Source organism: Priestia sp. JSM ZJ58 (assembly GCF_044383985.1).
Classification (GTDB): Bacteria; Bacillota; Bacilli; order Bacillales; family Bacillaceae_H; genus Priestia; species Priestia zanthoxyli.
The window spans coordinates 3,691,380-3,711,885 of the sequence record NZ_JBISEM010000001.1; the positions used below are offsets into that span (position 1 = coordinate 3,691,380).

Sequence of the window (20,506 nt, forward strand, 5' to 3'; positions counted from 1 at the left end):
ACAAAGAGCTTCTTAAAGCTTTAGATCACGTGAAGACTTGTGATTTCTGTTAATGCTTCGTCTAACACGCGAAGCCCGGCATCAATTTCTTCCTTTGTAATCGTTAAAGGAGGAATCATTCGAATCACTTCTCCGCTATTTCCGCAAAGGTAAAACAGCACCCCTTTTTCCAAACATTTGTCTAAAATCTCAAGAAGAAGATTTCCGTCACCTTGCTTTGTTTTTGGATTGATAATTTCAATTCCAATCATTAGTCCTACTGAACGAATGCTTCCGATCACTTCATGCTTCGCTTTTAAATGCTGAAGCTGATCCGCTGCATATTTCCCCATTGCTTTTGAGTTCTCAATCAGCTTTTCTTCTTTTAATACGTCTATCGTCGCAAGTGCTGCTGAACAAGCAATGGGGTTGCCTCCAAAAGTTGTTCCATGTGTACCAATCGGCCACTTTTCCATGAGCTGTTTAGAAGCTACAGTAGCACTTAACGGAAGTCCTGATGCTATGCCTTTTGCGATTGCCATAATGTCAGGCGTCACGTCAAACGTTTGAGCTGCAAACCACTCGCCGGTGCGTCCAAAGCCGGTTTGCACTTCGTCAAAAATAAGCAGAATGCCGTGTCTGTCACATACTTCTCTTATTTTTTGCAGCCACGCTTTCGGCGGGATCACGTAGCCGCCTTCTCCAAGAACCGGCTCTACAATCATGCACGCCACTTCTTCCGGCGTTACTTGATGCTTAAACAACGTGTCAAAATCTTTTTCCAGCTTTTCCACGCAGTAGATTTCCGGATCTTCTCCTTTTGGACACTGAGTCACGTCTGCATAAGGCACTTGATACGTTAAGCCCGATGGCTGAAGAAATTTCCGGTATTTGCTTTTTGATGTTGTCACGCTAAGCGCTCCGAGAGAACGGCCGTGAAAGCAGCCCATAAACGAAACCGTATAAGGTCTTTGCGTCACGTATTTTGCTAGCTTTAACGCTCCTTCTATTGCTTCAGTTCCGCTATTGGCAAAGAAAAAGCAGTCCAGGCCTCTTGGCAATACTGTTTTTAATTCTTCCGCCAGCTGTAAAATAGATTTGTACATAATCACACCTGACGGGCCGTGCATAAGATGATCAACGCTTTCTTTAATCGCTTGTACAACTTTAGGGTGACGATGACCTGTATTCGCTGTTGCAATACCTGATGTAAAATCTAAATACGTTTTTCCGTCCGCTCCGTAGTAGTAGCAGCCCTCTGCTTTTACCACCGGTAAATTAGGATGATCTTTCGCCATGCTTGGTGCTAGTAAATCCGGTAAACTGTTCATTAACTGTGTAAGTGATGCCTGCGTCATCTGACTTCCTCCTCGCAATCTATCAAGTAATGTGTTTGTACTTGTTTTACATGCAAAGAGCGTGCCAAAGACGTTAAAAAACAGAATGTTTTTTTAATTTTCTAACAACTGAAGGCTGACTGATTCCGAGTGCTTCGCCTATTTCTGTTGTCGTTTTATACTGTTTTTTTGCTCTTACTAATATCTCTTTTTCCAGCTCGTTTAACGCGTCATTAAGCTTCATTTCCCCATGTTCTTCAACGTGCTGAACCCGTTTTTTCCTATGCAGAGAATGCGGCAAATGCTCCATTGTAATCAGCGTTTGTGAAGACACAACCACCGCGTGTTCAATCACATTGATTAACTCTCGTACGTTTCCTTTCCACTCGTGTGCAAGCAGTGCGTGAATAACCGCATTATCAAACGTTCTTTTTCGGTTGTATTTCTTTTCAAACTGCTCGGCAAAATGTGTGAGCAGCGGAAAAATATCTTCAGGACGCTCGTTCAAAGATGGAATGGTAATCGGTACAACGCTTAAACGAAAATACAAATCTTCTCGAAATTCTTTTTCAGCAACGGCTTTTTCTAAATCTTTGTTCGTCGCTGCAATTAAGCGAAAGTCCACGGTTTTGGGCTTTCTTCCTCCAACGGAATAAAACTGTTTTTCTTGAATGAGCTTTAAAATTTTCACTTGATGCGCCGGTGACAGCTCTCCCACTTCATCTAAAAAAAGCGTGCCCCCGTCTGCTAATTCGACCAGCCCCACCTTTCCATTTTTAGATGCACCGGTAAAAGCCCCTGCTTCATATCCGAACAGTTCCGCTTCAAATAAATGATCTGGAATCGCCCCGCAGTTCACTTCAATAAACGGCCCTTTGCTTCTTGTACTTTTGTTATGTATCAGCTTGGCTAAATGCGTTTTTCCTACTCCGGACTGCCCTAAAAGCAAAATATTTACGTCTACGTTCGAAACGTGAACGGCCGTACGAAGAACGTGCTGCATCTTATCGCTGTTGCATACAATTCCTTCTGTTGATAGATTTTGGTTCCGCAGCAGCATAAGCTCGCTCTTTACGCGCTGCATTTCGCCTTCCATCGCATCAAGATATGTTTTCATTTCCATCAGCTCCGTCACATCGTGAGAATAGCTGACGATTCTTTTAATCTCGCCTTTTTCATCTTTGACCGGAATGCCCGTAACGAGCACTTGCTTGCCTTGTTTAGTTGTTTGTACAAGCGTAATTTTCTTCTTTGTTTCAAGCACAATTGGGGTAACGATTGGGGTAAACAGTCCTTGTTTTTCAAGTTCATACACAGACTTTCCGAGCAGTTTTTCAGCTTTTACATCGTAAATGTTTCCCGTTCCTTCATGTATTCGGACAATGATGCCTTTTTCATCCGTCACAAGCAAATCATCTTTTAATGAATGAAGGATCCACTGATTTTCATTCCATTCTGAATTCATGTATGCTCCCCGCTTTCTATTCATTTTTGAATAAAATACAATTCGTTTTTGAATAATGGCATTTATTTTTGAATAATCAATTTATTATATCACGAGGGCTTCTTTTTATTTTGAAACAGTAATTGAAATGAAGTTAAAAATGCATTAATATATTTTTATGAAGTTATAACTTCTTTTTTTAGGAGGCTATATGAATCCATCATTTCAAGAATTAATTAAACATAAATTCCCTGACCTTTCTCGCGGTCAAAAAAAAGTAGCGGAGTTTCTCGTTAATTTTATGGAAAAAGGCTCGCTGTACACGGCTGGGCAAATTGGTAAAGAAGCAGGTGTCAGTGAAACAACCGTTATTCGTCTAGCTTACGCACTTGGGTTAAATGGTTTTTCAGATCTGCAGGAGCTAATGCGAAAAGAATGGCTTTCTTCTGCCGAATCAAAAGAAGCAGCTAACAAGACTGCAGCTGATTCTGCAGCGGAAGAAAAGAAACCTTTTAGTGAATGGCTTTCCCCTGTTGACGAAAAGGATTTATCTCAAGCTGTAGATGCGCTTATCAAAAGTGATCAAGTGTATATTGCGGGTTTCCGTGAATCTCATACGGCAGCCTACTGGCTGTATTATAAAATGAATCAGCTTCGCAATCATGTTCTTTTATCTTTTCCAACTGGATTTTTGCTTGAAACGCTATGCAATCTAACTAGTGAATCTGCTGTTGTTGTATTTTCACTGCCGCGCTATACAAAAGAAGCGCTTGAAGTAGCTCAGCAGGCTAAAAAACAAGGAGCAAAAGTCATTGCCATTACAGACCGCCGTCTGTCTCCGGTAGGCCAAATCGCTGATATCACGCTTTTAGCCGGCACAACCGAACATATTTTATCACTTCTTGCCCTATCACAAGTTGTCATTAGCAGCATGCAAAAAAGAGATGAAAAAACGGCTGGAAAAAGGCAGGAACGCTTGGAAAAGCTCTATGCCGAGCAAGGCATCTTTTTAGAATAAATGATTAAAAGAAAGGAAGTAAACATATGACTGAAGCTTTAACGATTCGTTCACTTACAACAACCAATGAACTAGAAGACGTACGCGCATTAGAAAGCCGCGTCTGGGGAGAAGAAGAAGCAACGCCTGTTCACCAAACTTTGACCGCTGTTAAAAACGGAGGTCTTGTGCTCGGTGCGTTTCTAGATGAAAAGCTGATTGGCTTTCAATATAGCTTTCCAGGGTTTGATGGAACTTGCGTCTACTTATGTTCTCATATACTAGCAGTCGACCCTGCCTATCGCAGCATGGGTATCGGTGCCAAACTTAAGCATGCGCAGAGACAGGAAAGTAAAAAAAAGGGCTATTCATATATCAGCTGGACGTATGATCCGTTAGAAAGCGCCAACGGGTATTTAAATATTGGAAAGCTTGGAGCCGTTTGTTCTACATATATTGAAAACTGCTACGGAGATATGAATGATCCGTTAAATGCTGACTTGCCTTCTGATCGATTCGTTGTAGAATGGGCATCTGCAGAGGATACAAAACAAGCTCAGCCTCCCTATACGCCAGATCAAATAATGGAGGCATCGCTTACTCAATGGACGTTAACGGATGAAGGGTTTCCTTCTGTTACAAATATTGATGAAAAACTGTTAAATGATGAGGTTGTAGCTGTAGCTATTCCAGCTGCTTTTCAGCAAATGAAAGAAGGCTCTCCTTCTCTTGCATTGGACTGGCGTATGCGAACAAGACGCGTATTTCAAACGTGTTTTGCAAAAGGATTCCAAGTAACAGGTTTTATGAAGCATCCAGAAAGCAGCGCGCCCGTTCATTTTTACATTTTAACGAAAAAAGAGGTGCAAAAATGAAGATCAAACGCGTCATTTTACGGCATTTAAAAATGGATTTACTTCATCCGTTTACGACAAGTCTTGGAAAAGAAGTGGATCGAGATTTTATTTTAGTAGAAATTCAAGACGAAGACGGACGATCCGGCTGGGCCGAATCCGTAGCTTGCGCAGATCCTTTTTATAAAGAAGAAACGCTTAAAACAAACTGGCACATTATGGAGGATTTTTTAATTCCTTTGCTTCAACAGAAAGAAATTCAGCATCCTGACGAAGTATCCCAACGCTTTGCTCATATTCGAGGCAATTACATGGCAAAAGCGGCGTTAGAAGGCTCAGTTTGGGATTTGTATGCGCGCAGGCAAAACCTCTCTCTATCTAAAGCGCTAGGAGGCAGTAAAAATCAAATTGAAGTTGGGCTCAGCGTTGGCATTCAGCCTACGATTGACGAAACGCTTCGCAAAATTGAAGCCGGCTTGAATGAAGGATATAAGCGGATCAAAATTAAGATTAAGCCGAGCTGGGATCTTAACTTGACGCGCGCGGTTCGAAACGCGTTCCCTTCTATTCCGCTGATGGTTGATGCGAACTCTGCTTATACGCTTGCAGATGCTAATCACCTTGCTCAGCTTGATGAGTTTGATTTAATGATGATTGAACAGCCGTTGGCTCATGATGATTTAATTGATCACGCTGAACTGCAGGCCCGCATGCGCACGCCTATTTGCTTGGATGAAAGCATTCATTCAGCTGAAGACGTTCGAAAAGCTATTAAACTTGGAAGCACGCAAATTATTAACATTAAAATTGGCCGGGTAGGCGGACTAACCGAAGCCAAAAAAATTCATGATCTTTGTCAAACTCACGGTATTCCCGTATGGTGCGGCGGTATGCTCGAATCAGGTGTAGGGCGAGCACATAATATTGCCATTACCACACTTGCTAATTTTACACTTCCCGGAGATACGGCCGCATCCTCTAAATACTGGCCGCGTGATATTGTTCATCCGGAAATCACGGTCGACAACGGTATTATTTCCGTTCCCGATACACCAGGCATTGGCTATGAACCTGATCACGATCAGATAAAAGCGCTAACTTTACACGAAAAAACCTATACTTGCTAATCTTAAACAGGCTGGAACAAAAGTATGTTAGTTGAAGGAAAATCCGAACGGTACACCGTTCGGATCTTTTCATTGTGACGATAAACGTGAACGTAGGTTTCATGTATGTAGTGGCTTCTAGCTGTGGATTGGAGGGCCAGGCTCTACCGCCCGCGGAAAGCGGAGTCTTGCACGGAAATCAACAGCGGTGTAAAAAGCAACGCATACTAGCTCCTTTATTCAATTGATTTCTTTTTAGATTGGATGGATTTAGTTATGTCCCAGCCCCTTTTTTATAGGCTCCTCTCCCGAGATGATACGTGCCTTGGCAAGATAAACAAACATATTAGCAAAAATGGTCTTATGCACAATCCTTCTAGTAATAAATGAATATAAATAGAGTGTAAGGGACATGCAAGGGTATATTCATTACAAATTTTAGAAGAAAGGAGCATACTGATGAATATTGAAATTGGAATTGCCATTTTCGTGTTTACAATGACAATGCTCGTCATTTTTTGGAGGCCAAACGGCATCAACGAAGCATGGCCGGCAGCCATAGGAGCAGCCATTATCCTGCTTACAGGGATTGTATCCAAATCAGACATTGTTGATATTTTTGCAAAGATAAGCGGCGCTTCTATCACCATTATTGCCACCATTGTCATGGCCGTCATATTAGAAAGTTTTGGATTCTTCCACTGGGCAGCTGCACGACTAGTGAGTTTATCCAAAGGCTCAGGGTACCGATTATATTGGTACATTCAACTGCTTTGCTTTTTAATGACTTTACTATTTAATAATGACGGCAGTATTTTAATTACCACTCCAATTTTAATTCTACTTTTGAAAAACCTTCAGCTAAAACCCCACCAGCAGATCCCCTACCTTTTAAGTGGAGCGCTTATTGCTACCGCTTCCAGCGCGCCTATAGGTGTAAGTAATATTGTCAATTTGATTGCCTTAAAAATTGTTCATATGTCGCTTTATATGCACACGGCGATGATGTTTGTACCGGCGACACTTGGTTTATTATTTATGTCTTGGCTCATGTATACGGTCGTAAAACGCCATTTGCCAAAAAAACTGCCGCATGCTTCAAAAGATATAGAAGAAAGTTTCTTTACGAAACAGTTTCACCCCTTAAAAGGAAGCATTTCTGTTGAAACAAAACGTAAACGCACACAATTTATGCTGAAAGTTTTATTATTTGTGTTTGTTATGCGCTGTCTCCTATTTGTCGCCTCTTATTTCGGCATACCAATCGAATTGGTTGCTGTACTCGGCTCACTGATCTTGCTTGTTTGGAGATGGTATCACTTACGTACAAACCCGATTGATATTTTAAAGAAAACGCCGTGGCACATTTTCGTTTTTGCCTTTTCGATGTACGTTATTATTTACGGACTGCATAACGTAGGATTGACGGAGCTGCTTGTAAAAGTTTGCGAACCAATCGTAAATCGAGGACTTTTTGAAGCAAGCTTTATCATGGGAGGACTTGTTTCTATTCTCTCTAACTTGTTTAACAATCACCCTGCTTTAATGGTCGGAACCATTACCTTGACTGAAATGGGGCTCGATCCTATTACTCTTAAAACCATTTATCTTGCTAATATTATTGGAAGTGATATGGGCTCGCTTTTATTGCCGATTGGAACACTAGCTTCTCTTATCTGGATGCATATTTTAAAAGAAAATCATATCAAGATAAAATGGAAAGATTATTTAAAAGTATCACTTATTGTTATTCCGCTTACCACGATCGTTACTCTTTTCCTCCTATTCTACTGGGTTCAGCTCATTTTTTCTTAATACTGATTTACAGGACGGATTGTACTCTTTTGAAGCTTACAGTCCGTCAGAAATAAACAAATGTCTCCCATAAAAACCCCACTATATTTTTCTATTGTTTTTTATAGATACACATTCACCCAATAAAAACATTTTTTTACATTCACTAATTATTTAGAACAATTTAAAAAGAAAATCAATAAATATATTGAATCGAATTTCCTTCATGTGATAAGATATGGTTATATTGTTACTTTAACAATACATAGAGCGAATGAAGTAGAAAATATGCAGATGCATAGAACTTTCTAAACCCCACACGCAACATTTAGAGAGTGACATTCATTTTCTCATTAACACCCATACCTTTCTGAAAAGAGTGAGTACATTAGACTTGCTCTTTTTGTCTGTTTACTAGCAAGGTGCACTTCTTATGTAAGGCCTTGTTTTACAATAAAACGACAAAAAAACAGGTAACTAAGCATGCCGCTTCTTACCTGTTTTTATATGCTAAAATGATAAAATCAAATTCTATCGCGCGAACGCCCTTTACGAAATTGATTTTAATTCTTCAATTAATTGAAAAAATTTTTCTTTGTTTCTTTCTTCTAATGTTTGATCGACTTCACGTAAAATTTGGTCTCTTCTAAAATCTCGGATAGCCTTATTTAATACCATTTTAGCAAATATAGAATCGAGGATATCCATACGGATGGGCTGCGAGTCTGTCGGGTGCTTTTCGATATAAATCAACTCCTATCCTTTCCTCTATTATAACAAATTCTAGCAATGTATCAAAATTTCATTGAGATATGCGCTGCTGTGAAACAGCTTCGTATTCTGATTCTAGTTCTTGAAGCGTAAGCTCGTATAGCTGCTTGTTTCCTTTTTTATAAACCCCTGCATCCAGCAATAAATCAATCATTGATGTTTTTTTACATTGTATGTGAGAGTAAGCTTGTTTCGTCATCGTTACACCGCCTATTTTACGCTTAAAAATGAAATGATTTCTCTATCTTTCACGACCTTTCTTTATGATACGGCCCGTCCTTTAGCTTACTGTGAAGAAAATGTTAAATTTATGTAATAATGCATAAAAAGAGGCCGGGACAGAACTAACTGAATCCAACCTAAAGACGAACAAATGAGATACATGAGCTGAACCGCTTATGACACCGCCGTTGATTTCCATGCAAGCCTTCGCTTTCCGCGGGCGGGCGCTGAGCCTCCTCGTCGCTTGCGCTCCTGCCGGGTCTCATCTGTCCCGCTTTTCCCGCAGGAGTCTTCGCCTTGCCCTTCAATCAACTGCTGGAAGGACGAAACAGATGAAGCTGTATTCACCATAAAAAAAAACGAACCACTCATCAAACTTGTTGATCAATGGCTCGTTTTTCACTTGGGCTAAAATACGTTTGTCCCAGCCTCTTAGTTCTTCTATTAAAAATCAAAGTTGTCCGGATCTGGACCTACTCGGTGATTTTGGTTTAATTCATTAATTTTACTTACGTCTTCAGTATCCAATTCAAAATCGAATAGCGATGAATTTTCAACAATACGATGCTCTTTTGTTGATTTTGGAATCGTTACAACTCCGTTTTGCAGATCCCATCGCAGAATAATTTGAGCAACTGATTTGCCGTGTTTTTCAGCAATTTCTTTTAACACATCGTTATCTAGCAATTCTCCTTGCATAAGCGGAGACCATGCTTCTAGCTGAATATCGTGCTTTTGACAAAAAGCATGCAGCTCTTTTTGCGTCAAACGAGGATGATATTCCACTTGGTTAATAACAGGCTTAACCTCTCCATCTTTCATTAAGTCTTCTAAATGATGAATTTGAAAATTACTTACGCCTACAGCTCTTACTTTTTCTTCTTTATAAAGCGTTTCTAATGCTTTCCACGCTGCTTTATACTTGCCTTCTACAGGCCAGTGAATTAAGTATAGATCTAAATATTCTAAGCCAAGCTTTTGTAAGCTTGTTTCGTAAGCAGCTAGCGTCTCTTCATAGCCTAAATCCGCGTTCCAAACTTTTGATGTAACAAAAATGTCTTCGCGTGAAAGACCTGCTTCTTTCAGACCTTGGCGAATTCCTTCTCCTACACCTTCTTCATTTTCATAAATAGCTGCCGTATCGATGCTGCGATAGCCTTTGACGATAGCTGTTTTCACCGCGTTCACTAATTCAGGCCCTTCTTCTACTTTAAATACACCTAATCCAAGCCAAGGCATTTTGACTCCGTTGTGAAGTGTTACTGTATCTTGCAAATGATTACTCATTATAAAAAACCCCCTGCTAATTTCTTTACATTTGTTATTATGAAACAGAAAAAAAGAAAAAGATAGAACCCACTTTAAAGTAAGTTAGGCACTTCAAAGTTCTAAGGTAACTTTTTAGTAACCTTCTATCCCTCTTAAAAATCACTAAAAAAAGAATCCTCCGCAGAGAATTCTTTTTTGTTTTTATTTAACATTTATATTGACTGCTGAACTTGTATTTCCAGCGGCATCTTTTGCCGTCACAGCCAGTTTTACGCCTGCTTTTTGTTTTGGAATCGTTACTTTAAACTGGCCTTTGCTATCTGCTTTGCCTGATCCGATTACTTTTGTACCGCTTTTAATCGTAATCACAGCATTTGCTTCCGTTTTTCCAGAGAGAAACGTGGACAAAGACGTAACGGCATTTACTGCCGGAGGTGCCGGCGGAGTTGTGTCTTGTACTTTTACAATTTTATACGGACTGTATCCTACTTTATTTTGCAGAACTGCCGTCACTTCTGTTCCTGCTTTTTGAGCAGGAATTTTTACGCTGAACTTGCCGTTTCCATCAATTTTCCCACTCGCAATAATCTTTCCGCCTACTTTAATATAAATAGACGCATTTTTTTCTCCTGTTCCCGTTACAGCTGTACTTTTTTCAGTAAGCGTAGCAACGGTTGGAAGCGCTGGTTTTGTCTGTACGGCACTAACCGTTACAAACGTGTTGGAGCTGTAGTTATTAGCTGCATCTTTTGCTGTAACAGCCAGCTTTACGCCTGCTGTTTGTTTTGGAATCGTTACTTTAAATTGCCCTTTAGTATCTGCTTTGCCTGACGCGATTACTTTTGTACCGCTTTTAATCGTAATCACAGCATTTGCTTCTGTTTTTCCCGAGATAAATGTGGACAAAGACGTAACGGCATCAACTGCCGGAGGTGCCGGCGGAGTTGTGTCTTGTACTTTTACAATTTTATACGGACTGTATCCTACTTTATTTTGCAGTACCGCCGTCACTTCTGTTCCTGCTTTTTGAGCAGGAATTTTCACGCTGAACTTGCCGTTCCCATCAATTTTCCCACTCGCAATAATCTTTCCGCCTACTTTAATATAAATAGACGCATTTTTTTCTCCTGTTCCCGCTACAGCTGTACTTTTTTCAGTAAGCGTAGCAACGGTTGGAAGCGCTGGTTTTGTCTGTACGGCACTAACCGTTACAAACGCATTGGAGCTATAGTTATTAGCTGCATCTTTTGCAATAACAGCTAATTTTGTAGCAGCAGGCTGCTTTGGAATGATGATGCTGAACGTTCCATCCGATTTGGCAGTTCCTTTGCCAATTACTTTTTTATCAATTTTCACATGCACTTCCGCGCCCGCTTCCGTGCTTCCCGTTAAGACTGTATCTTGGTTGCTTACAGCGTTCACTTTTGGTGTAACGGGTGCTGTTTTATCCTGCACGGTTACAGTTACAGCTGGACTCACGCCCGCTGTGTTTCCAGCCGTTACAGACAGGTTGCTTCCTGCTTTTTGTTTCGCAATCGAGATGCTGTAATTTCCTTTAGCATCTGCTTTACCAGCTGCAAGCTGAAGACTTCCGTTTTTAATGACAACCGTTGCATTTGCTTCTGCGGTACCCGTAACGGCTGTACTTCGATCACTCACTTCATTCACTGTTGGTTTGACCGGAGCTTTTTGCTTTGCCGTAACGGTTACAGTCGATACAGTACTGCTATTTCCTGCTGCATCTTTTGCTTGTACGCTTAGCTTTGTATTCGCTTTTTGATGAGAAATGGAAACAGAAAACGCTCCATTTGCACCTGCTTTAGCCGTTCCCACAGTTGTAGTTCCTACTTTTACCGTAACTGTAGAATTTGCTTCTGCTGCACCTGTAACTTTTGTATCTTGATCACTTACTGCATTTACTTTTGGCGCAGCTGGTGCCGTTTTATCCTGTACGGTCACCGCAGCGGCTGAACTTGTTCCACCTGCATTTTGAACCGTCACGTACAGCGTGCTTCCTGCTTTTTGTTTCGCAATCGAGATGCTGTAATTTCCTTTGGCATCTGCGTTGCCTGCTGCAAGCTGAAGACTTCCGTTTTTAACGATGACCGTCGCATTTGCTTCAGCCGTTCCTTTGATCATTGTGTCTTGATCACTTACTTCATTTACTTTGGGTGCAAGCGGTGCTTTTAACGTAGATTTAACCGCAAAAGAAGGCGCTTGGCTTTCGTTTCCTGCTTTATCTTTTGCACTTACCGCTATTGTTGTTCCGCCTATTTGTACTGGAATTGAAACAGTAAATGTACCGTTACCATCCGCTACTGCAGAGAACGTTGCATCGCCTGCTTTTACCGTCACGACGGCGTTTGCTTCTGTTACGCCTGTTACGGTCGTATCTTGGTCACTTACTTCATTTACAATTGGAACAGAAGGCGGCGTTTGATCCGTTACGCTCACTACTGTAGCCGTGCTTTCATTTTCAGCTGCATCTTTAGACGTTACAGACACTTTTGTATCTGCTGGCTGCTTGGCAATCGTAATTGCAAATTTTCCAGCTTCATCAGCAAGACCCGTTCCAATTACTTCATTTTCCACTTTTGCAATAACAGAAGTATTTGGTTCTGTCACGCCCGTAAGCGATGTTTGGTTATCTCCTAATGCATTAACTGAAGGTGCATCAGGTGCAACCGTATCTTTCGGTGGTTCTTGCTCCTGCTCTTTTCGCGGATATTTTGTTGTATAAAAACTTAAAAGAGTAGTTGTTGGATAATAAAAATCTAAAATTTCACGATAGTCTTTGCCTAGGCTTGCCATTTTTTGAGCACCGTATTGACTCATTCCAACACCGTGTCCATTTCCTTTACCATTAAAAGTTGTTGATGTGCTTGTTTCATTTGTTTCCGTTACAAGCAGACTAAGCATCGCACGGCTGTTTAACATTGATTTTAGCTTCGTCGATGTTAAATCTTTTAATTCCAAATGATGAACCACTAGTTTTTGCGAACTGTCTACATCTCCTTTAACGAGGTAGTCCACTGTAATTGCACCTTTAGTCACACGACCTCCTGATGAAGGAGCATAAAAACTCACCTTTGGAATAGACGTAATTTTAATCGTTTTACCAGGATGCTTATTGGCTACTAACCATGACTTCAAATTATCTGTAACGGTTTTATCTTTTTCAGAAACCGTATTCCACCAAGCGCTATAGTTAGCTAAATCTTTTCCTGTTAAATCAATTTGCGTTTTTTGAATAGCTAACGTCCACGGCGTCTGCTTATCGTATGGATCTTCTTTCACCGGGAAATAAGAAAGCTGAGTCCCTCCCCAAGCGTTGCTGTTTGATTCGGTTCTTCCGCCGTTGCTTGATGAGAAAACGGCGTTGATTAATTTATTGTTGTATGTGACGACTTGTCCGAATGTCTGATCTACTGCTTGGTTTGTACTGTCGTACCACGTATAGCCACCGTACACTTGATAGCTTACCGTGTCATTGATTACTTTTCCTGCATAGCTCATTGCGTATGTTCTTGCTGCTACCGCCTGAGTTTTTAAAGCTTGCAGATTCCAAGATGTATAGACTTCATTTGGCACAACGCCTTTTAAATAGTCTTCAATCGGGAGCGTATTAACAGGTCTGACATACGTTCCCTTTTCATTTGTAAACGCCACGTCACCTAAGTACTGTCTGCCGTTAATAGATACGGGATTTTTATAAAGAGACGGTGTAATTTCAAAGCTTGTAAATTCACCTAAGACAGTGCTTCCTTGTTTTAAAGTGACACCTTGAGTTGTTGCGGTTACCGTATACTCTGTATTTGCATTTAAGACCAAATCCGAGTTTTTAATAGTGTATAAATAAGACGGCTTAATTGTAATTGCATGCTGATCTCCTAAATAGTTTACTAATTTTACAGACACAACTGGTTCTACCGTTTCAGCTTTCACGCTAGCAAGCGGCGTGAATTGAAACAGCAGTACGCTTAGTACCAAAGCTAATGCCGTTAACTTTCTCATCTTGTTCCCCCATTTTCATGTACTGTCTAACGCATTTTAATATCTCTCGTTATATCGACACAGTTCTATAAAAATTAAAGCATTTTACCTAGTTTTCTTTTCTGCTCGTCCATTTTTTTTGTCGAAAAAACGCTTTTTTATATCATATGAACGACAAAAAAAACGTGTGACATAAATCAATTGATTTAGTCACACGCTTTTATAGGTCTTTCCACCTTTTATTTTGTCATTCCTTCATATGCCACGATACCGTCTGCAACATGATTCATCAGCTTTGTAAGGTAAGCCTGATCAGACAGGTTCCGGTCTTCTTCTGAATTCGTCATATACCCCAGTTCAACTAGCGTTACGGGTACAGTCGACCAGTTAAATCCTGAAAGATCACTGCGATAGCGAATGCCGTCCACTTCGACAAACTGATCTTTTTCCACCTCTGTCAGAATAGCTTGAGATGCTTGTAAACTGCTTTGATAAATAGACTTTGTATAGGAATTATCTTCTGCAGGAGTGAGCACAGAAAACCCTTTTACAGAAGTATTTTCAGAACCATCTGCATGGATACGTACGTGTAAGTCAGCTTTTGAATTATTCGCAAGCTCCGCTCGTTCCCGGTTGCTGATATTCACATCGTGAGAACTGCGAGTAAGCTTTACGGTTATGCCTTTTTCTTCGAGAAGCTGTTTTAATATCATAGAGGCTTCCAACGTCAGCTTGTATTCCGGCTTCTTGGTCACCACACCTGATGTACCTCCGGAAACTTTTATTTTTGTTTCTGCTGCTCCCGGCCCGATTGGCTCTTTCTCTAGGTTAGCCTGAGCTTGATGGCCAGGGTCAATGTAGACTAAAAACGGAGGAGGATCGGCTTTTTCAGGCATGTTGTTTTTTACATTTTTTACTTCATTACCTGCTTCATGAGGCTGTACTGCTTGGAACTGTGAGATGGGCTGCTTCACTCTTTCTCCCTGCGCATGAGCTTTTGGTACATCTCCGCTAACGATGGCTTTCTCTGTTTGACCTTTCATCATAAAGAAAAATGAGAGTACTGCTACTATTGCAACAATACCTATTCCATAACTCCATACTAAGCGCTTCATCTTCGCTCACCAAACTTTCGAATAGAGTGGGATATTCCTTATGTTAAAGTACAAAATGTGTTAACGTTATTATCTCACATAATATGGTTTTTTTTGTATAAAACGTTAAAAATAATATCGGCAATACGTTATGTATATGCAAACAAAAACAACACTACATAGTGTAGTGTTGTTTTCTAAAAAAATGACGGATGATTAAATCCGTTTTGCACCAATATAACGTGCTTTCCAGTAGCTGTTGCTAAGAGATGTAATCGTCACGCCTTTAGACGTAGAAGCTTGAAGAAACTGATTGTTCCCTAAGTACACGCCTACATGTGAAGGACCTTTTTTATACGTTTGAAAGAAAACTAAATCTCCTTTTTGAAGCTTTGCTTTTGAAACGCTTGTCCCTACTCGATACATTTGTTCCGTTGTGCGCGGAAGTGTTTTTCCAGCTTTTTTGAAAATGTATTGAATAAATCCAGAGCAGTCAAAACCTTTTGTTGTTGTGCCTCCCCATTTATAAGGAACACCTATTAATTTTTTACCAGTAGCAATAGCCGTATCTTTGTATGAATATGACGCTGCTTCTACTGTTTGAGCAGGTGCAATAAACGGACTGGCTCCGCTAAATAAAACTGCAGCTGCCGTTATAGACCCAATGATGGCTTTTTTCATTTTTTTCCTCCATTATGTAACCGAACGTTACGTTTCTATGAACCTATTTTTCAATGTGTTCGGTTTAATTATAATGAAAAAAGCCTCAAAAACTATTACGCTATGATTAAATAATGTTACAAAATGGTTACTTAGGAATTTTTATCTTTAGTTGTTTATCAAAAAGAGGATGGGACAAAAGCATTTTTCACTTAGGGAAAAACGAACCACTAATCAGCATGTCTGATTAGTGATTCGTTTTTTTGTGATTGTGAACATAGTATTATTTGTTTCGTTCCTTCTAGCAGTTGATTGGAGGATAAGGCGAAGACTCCTGCGGGAAAAGCGGAGCAGGTGAGACCCCGCAGGAGAGCAAGCGACGAGGAGGCTCAGCGCCCGCCCGCGGAAAGCGAAGCCTTGTACGGAAATCAACTGCGGTGTCACAAGCAGTCCAGGTCATGTATCTCATTTATTCGTCTTTAGCCTGGATTCATTTCATTATGTCTCAGCTTTTTTTCTTTTACTTTTCTTTTTGCTGTTTCAAAATTAAGTCCTGTTTCGCTTTAGCATCATGATGCTGCGCTAACTCGCGTGAAAATTCTTCATTTGCTTGATCCGGAGCAATTTTTAACTCTTTTGGTGTTTGAGGCAGTGACCCTTTGTTGTTATGTGATGATTTGTGATTATTTGCTCTTCCCATGTTGTGACCTCCTTGTATCAATCATTTGTTTTTCATCTTTAGTTACTATTCCCAACTTTTCAAAGCAAATTCAAACGAAAAAATCCGAACGATTACTCGTTCGGATCTTCCTTCAACTAAAATACGTTTGTAATTACGATACTTTTTTCGTTACTTCGTTAATATAAGCTTCCTTGTCTTTATCGTTAAATTGACCTTCCCACTTTGAAATGACGATTGCACCAAGTGAGTTTCCAATTACGTTTACCGCTGTACGTCCCATATCTAACAAACGGTCAATTCCAGCGATAAAAGCAAGTCCTTCTACCGGAAGTCCTACAGATCCAAGCGTTGCAAGCAGTACAACAAACGATACGCCCGGAACTCCTGCAATTCCTTTAGATGTAACCATTAAAATTAATATCAGTGAAATTTGCTGTGTGATGCTCATATCAATACCGTACATTTGCGCAATAAATATCGCAGCAAGCGCTTGATAAAGAGTAGATCCATCTAAGTTAAACGAATACCCCGTCGGAATAACAAAAGATGTAATTGCTTTAGGACATCCGAACTTTTCCATTTTCGCAATAATACGCGGTAATACTGTTTCTGAACTTGCAGTTGAAAATGCTAATAGCAGTTCATCTTTTAGCACTTTTAATAAATGGAAGATGTTAACGCCTGCCCATTTAGCTACAAGTCCTAGTACCACTAATACAAAGAAAATCATTGTGCCGTAAGCAACAATTACAAGCTTACTAAGCGGAATCAGAGACGCTAGTCCAAATTTTGATACGGTTACACCGATTAATGCAAATACGCCAAACGGTGCAAACTTCATAACTAAATTCGTTACCCAAAACATCGCTTCTGCCGTGCCTTCAAAAAATCTTAGAACCGGCTTTCCTTTTTCACCGATTGATGCAATTCCAAGTCCAAATAGGACCGAGAAGAAAATAATTGGCAGCATGTCGCCTGCAGCAATTGACTCAAATACATTCGTTGGAACGATGTGAACAAATGTTTCTACAAATCCTTTTTGCTCTGTAGCTTCTGCCGTTGATGTGTAGCTGCTGATATCTGATTTTTCAAGACCGCTGCGGTCCACACCAGTACCAGGGTGAAGCAAGTTAGCTGCTAATAAGCCTACAACAATGGCAACCGTTGTAATGATTTCAAAGTAAAGAATTGTTTTTCCGCCTAATTTACCAAGCTTCTTAATATCACCAACACCCGCAACGCCCACAATGATACTAGATATAACAATCGGCACCACGATCATTTTAATTAAATGAATGAATACGTCTCCAATTGGCTGCAGTACTTCAACTGCTTTAGGATTTCCGTAAAAAATGGCCCCTACAATAATACCTGCAATCAAACCAATTAGAATTTGTCCTGCTAATCCAAGCTTTTTGAACATATCTTTGCACCTTCCTTCTTTTTTCTAACAGCTCGAAGCTGTTTATTTGCACTTAATGTATTCAACAGATACAATTCCATTAAGAACTGTTTATTAAGTAGTTCTTTTATTCATAAGATTACATTATCATAGGCATCACAAAATCTAACAAAAACCTACTGAAACTAACAAAAAGTTTTTAGAAAATTACAAAATGAAAACGCTGTAGTTTTTTTACTACAGCGTTTGTTTGACTTCATAATAGAGCATTTGAATAAATTTCTTTACATTTATACGACTTGGCGTACTGCTTTTGCCCGTTCCTTTTTCTATATCTCTCATGCGCTGATGCACCATTGAAAAATCGAAAAACTTAGAAGCGTAATTTTCAAATTTAGGATTAAAGAAGTCAACCATGCCAAGAGAAGTCAAATGATTTAAAGACTGATAAATGGCTCTTCTGACTCGCTGTTCGGCTGCTTTCATTTCTTTTTGCAGCACGTCTTCTGAAAAAGGTGAACCAAGCTTTCTCACGGTAATTTTCTCAAAAATTTCTTTGAGAGACGGAAAATGCTGTTCATACATCGTGCTCTTTTCCGTTTGATGCAGGTAATTGATGATTTCGATTAAATCTTTACTTCCGCTTTCTCCTAAAATCCCAAGTTCTCTTAAAAGAAACCTGCACGCTTCTGCCGGATCGCTTTCTTTTTTACCAGAAGCAGGCGTTTTTTGCTGGTTTCCTATATTAAGTACGGTATTTAACGATTCTTGAATTTTCTCCATTGATTGTTGAACATGAATTCGTTCAATTACTTTTTGAATGACCATGAGCACTTCCATACGATTAAGCGGCTTCGTGATATAGTATTCAATGCCAAGCGAGTAGGCTTTTCCAATCAAATCTTTTGTTTCTACCTGTGACATCATAATAATTTTGCCTTTAAAAGTATCCTTTATTTTGCGCACGGTTTCGATTCCGTCTTGAATGGGCATCAACAAATCAATAAATAAAATATCGATCTGCTGCAATAGAGAAGATTGATCATTTAAGACAATTCCGTCTTCTGCCTCCCCTATAACCTCTCCTAAATCATTATCTTCAATAATTTCAGCTAACATTGAACGAAAGACTTCGTCATCATCTATGATATAAAATCGCATATTAGTCCTTATCCCCCATTAACGTAGACATAGGTAAATCTATAGTAAATTGAACACCGGGGCTTGGAGACAGATTAATAAATTGAATACTCCCGCCCAGCTGCTCGGTCATTTGCTTAACGTAGACAAGCCCAAGACCTGTAGAAGGCGTCCCGTCCTTTGCGTATTTGGATGTAAATCCCGCTTTAAAAATGAGACGTTCATGCCTTTTTTTCACACCGGGACCGCTGTCTCTTACATATAGTAAAATGCGGTCTTCTTCTCGGCATACGTCGATAATAATCGCGCCTTCTTTTTCAATCGCTTCGACTGCATTCGTTACTAAGTTATTAATTAATGATAAAAACAAGTACACGTGATAGCGAGGATGCTCTCCTAGAACCGAATATGAAAAATGAATATCTTTTGCTAACAGCGCCGCATATTTTTCATTGCTGCGCATGACGATTTGAAGCAGACTTTCGATTTCCATATACTCAGAAAATTCTTCTTTTGTAATGACCTTGGACAACCCTGCTGATATCCGCTGATTGTCTTTTTTAATATCATGTACTTCCCCTGCAATTTGTAATGCTTTTTGGCTAAATTCGTGCAGCGAAGTAAGCTGGTGGATATCTGCTTCGTGTAGTTCTTCATATAAATCATACGACTTTTTCGTAATTCTCTCAGCGTCTTGCAGCGTTTTTTTCAAATGAATGGATTCTTCATACAAATTTGAAAGCACAACAAGCAGCTGATCATTTTTTTGAGAGATTTGCCGTTCTCTCAGCTGCCCTTCGTAAAGCTTGATCATGCTAAACAGACATAAAACAAAGAAACTTCGAAAGACGCCTACAATAAAAATTTGCATGAACTCCGGAAACACAATATGATGGTGAACCATCACATACATACAAAGCAGTTCCATGCCACCTGAAACCGTTTCGATGATGATGCTCCATATGCCAATAATCCACGGCTTTGAATGAAAATCGTTAATCTTAAACCAAGAAAAAGCAATGGCATAAACAAGATAATAAATCCCTGCTGAGCACCGGATCTGCAAAGAATGCAGAAAATCAAATGATTCGTAATTATACCAATCAAGGTACATTCGAAAGCCCACTATAGCACTCGCAACTAAAATACCTGGTATTACAGGAGATACCTTTCTTAAAAGCAGCAGTGAAAAGAAAAAAATGGGCACAGCAAAGCTGACTCTATACGTATCATGAAAAGGATAATATTTAAGCTCTCCTGCTAGCGGCACAACAACTATCATCACCAAAATGAGTAAAACATCTTTTTTTACTACCGTATCAACTTTCATCGTTCACGTCCTGCACTTTTTGAACATAAGTATATAGTTTAGCAATCTAAAAGACAATCGCTCTTCCTATATTTTTTACACTCCCACTTCCATTTATAAATATAGCCCATATATAAACGGTTATTTATTCTCTTTCATTATTCTTTGTAGTTTTTTAGATTTTCTTGTTTTATTTTGTAATTTTTGTTGTATAGTAGAAGTACCTTTTAAAATGTGAGGCTGTATCACAACTATTCAATTATTATTACATCACCTGATAGCTACACTAAAAAGGAAAACTATTATTTTACAGGGGGAGCTTATTTTACAATGTGGATCATTACCGTTTACTCGAAAAACCAAAGTCCGACTATGTTTGAATTTGAATCAGAGGTAGAGGCGAAAAAGACATTTCAGGAGATTAAAGGGTGTAAGATCCTATCGGAAGTTATT

At 39.7% G+C, this 20,506-nt stretch carries 18 protein-coding genes; 4 read left to right on the plus strand and 14 right to left on the minus strand.

Annotated features, from left to right (window positions below; all coding sequences use genetic code 11):
- Positions 1-20: 20 nt before the first annotated feature.
- Both ACH6EI_RS19130 and ACH6EI_RS19135 read right to left on the minus strand, forming a co-directional pair.
- A complete protein-coding gene (locus ACH6EI_RS19130; protein ID WP_108674462.1) occupies positions 21-1,337 on the minus strand; it encodes an aspartate aminotransferase family protein in 1,317 nt (438 codons plus the stop codon).
- 73 nt (positions 1,338-1,410) lie between these two features.
- A complete protein-coding gene (locus ACH6EI_RS19135; RefSeq protein ID WP_033578247.1) occupies positions 1,411-2,781 on the minus strand; it encodes a sigma-54 interaction domain-containing protein in 1,371 nt (456 codons plus the stop codon).
- Positions 2,782-2,971: 190 nt separating this feature from the next.
- Here ACH6EI_RS19135 and ACH6EI_RS19140 point away from each other — a divergent pair, with 190 nt between their 5' ends.
- The 4 genes from ACH6EI_RS19140 (at position 2,972) to ACH6EI_RS19155 (ending at position 7,532) form a co-directional block, all read left to right on the plus strand.
- On the plus strand, positions 2,972-3,778 hold the full coding sequence (locus ACH6EI_RS19140; protein ID WP_108674461.1) for a MurR/RpiR family transcriptional regulator: 807 nt from the start codon (positions 2,972-2,974) through the stop codon (positions 3,776-3,778).
- Between the two features lie 26 nt (positions 3,779-3,804).
- Positions 3,805-4,632, plus strand: a complete 828-nt coding sequence (locus ACH6EI_RS19145; protein ID WP_108674460.1) for a GNAT family N-acetyltransferase — start codon at positions 3,805-3,807, stop codon at positions 4,630-4,632.
- The gene (gene menC / locus ACH6EI_RS19150) at positions 4,629-5,738 is read left to right on the plus strand and encodes an o-succinylbenzoate synthase (RefSeq protein WP_108674459.1); all 1,110 of its coding nucleotides are present in this window, start codon (positions 4,629-4,631) and stop codon (positions 5,736-5,738) included. Before ACH6EI_RS19145 ends, menC begins: the two co-directional genes overlap by 4 nt.
- A 438-nt stretch (positions 5,739-6,176) precedes the next feature.
- Complete coding sequence (locus tag ACH6EI_RS19155) at positions 6,177-7,532, plus strand: arsenic transporter (RefSeq protein ID WP_108674458.1); 1,356 nt, start codon at positions 6,177-6,179, stop codon at positions 7,530-7,532.
- 528 nt (positions 7,533-8,060) lie between these two features.
- Here the strand turns inward: ACH6EI_RS19155 and ACH6EI_RS19160 are convergent.
- The 12 genes from ACH6EI_RS19160 to ACH6EI_RS19215 form a co-directional block, all read right to left on the minus strand.
- Positions 8,061-8,264 carry an IDEAL domain-containing protein gene (locus ACH6EI_RS19160; RefSeq protein WP_016766443.1) on the minus strand — a complete coding sequence of 68 codons (204 nt, stop codon included), beginning with the start codon at positions 8,262-8,264 and terminating at the stop codon, positions 8,061-8,063.
- Between the two features lie 49 nt (positions 8,265-8,313).
- Positions 8,314-8,481: a Fur-regulated basic protein FbpA gene (locus ACH6EI_RS19165; protein ID WP_080754385.1), complete on the minus strand. Its 168-nt coding sequence runs from the start codon at positions 8,479-8,481 to the stop codon at positions 8,314-8,316.
- Between the two features lie 197 nt (positions 8,482-8,678).
- A complete protein-coding gene (locus ACH6EI_RS19170) occupies positions 8,679-8,855 on the minus strand; it encodes a hypothetical protein (protein ID WP_189643509.1) in 177 nt (58 codons plus the stop codon).
- 93 nt (positions 8,856-8,948) lie between these two features.
- Complete coding sequence (locus ACH6EI_RS19175) at positions 8,949-9,791, minus strand: aldo/keto reductase (protein WP_108674457.1); 843 nt, start codon at positions 9,789-9,791, stop codon at positions 8,949-8,951.
- Between the two features lie 183 nt (positions 9,792-9,974).
- Positions 9,975-13,787, minus strand: coding sequence for an Ig-like domain-containing protein (locus ACH6EI_RS19180; RefSeq protein WP_189643441.1), 3,813 nt, complete (start codon positions 13,785-13,787; stop codon positions 9,975-9,977).
- Between the two features lie 218 nt (positions 13,788-14,005).
- The gene (locus ACH6EI_RS19185; RefSeq protein ID WP_108674456.1) at positions 14,006-14,881 is read right to left on the minus strand and encodes an N-acetylmuramoyl-L-alanine amidase family protein; all 876 of its coding nucleotides are present in this window, start codon (positions 14,879-14,881) and stop codon (positions 14,006-14,008) included.
- Positions 14,882-15,076: 195 nt separating this feature from the next.
- Positions 15,077-15,541, minus strand: a complete 465-nt coding sequence (locus ACH6EI_RS19190) for a C40 family peptidase (protein ID WP_013055770.1) — start codon at positions 15,539-15,541, stop codon at positions 15,077-15,079.
- 280 nt (positions 15,542-15,821) lie between these two features.
- Positions 15,822-15,989: a hypothetical protein gene (locus tag ACH6EI_RS19195; protein ID WP_176521454.1), complete on the minus strand. Its 168-nt coding sequence runs from the start codon at positions 15,987-15,989 to the stop codon at positions 15,822-15,824.
- Positions 15,990-16,040: 51 nt separating this feature from the next.
- A complete protein-coding gene (locus ACH6EI_RS19200) occupies positions 16,041-16,220 on the minus strand; it encodes a YfhD family protein (protein ID WP_013055768.1) in 180 nt (59 codons plus the stop codon).
- Positions 16,221-16,353: 133 nt separating this feature from the next.
- A complete protein-coding gene (locus ACH6EI_RS19205) occupies positions 16,354-17,625 on the minus strand; it encodes a cation:dicarboxylate symporter family transporter (RefSeq protein WP_028407730.1) in 1,272 nt (423 codons plus the stop codon).
- Positions 17,626-17,841: 216 nt separating this feature from the next.
- On the minus strand, positions 17,842-18,765 hold the full coding sequence (locus ACH6EI_RS19210; protein ID WP_108674455.1) for a response regulator: 924 nt from the start codon (positions 18,763-18,765) through the stop codon (positions 17,842-17,844).
- Between the two features lies 1 nt (position 18,766).
- Positions 18,767-20,074: a sensor histidine kinase gene (locus tag ACH6EI_RS19215; protein WP_108674454.1), complete on the minus strand. Its 1,308-nt coding sequence runs from the start codon at positions 20,072-20,074 to the stop codon at positions 18,767-18,769.
- Between the last annotated feature and the right edge of the window lie 432 nt (positions 20,075-20,506).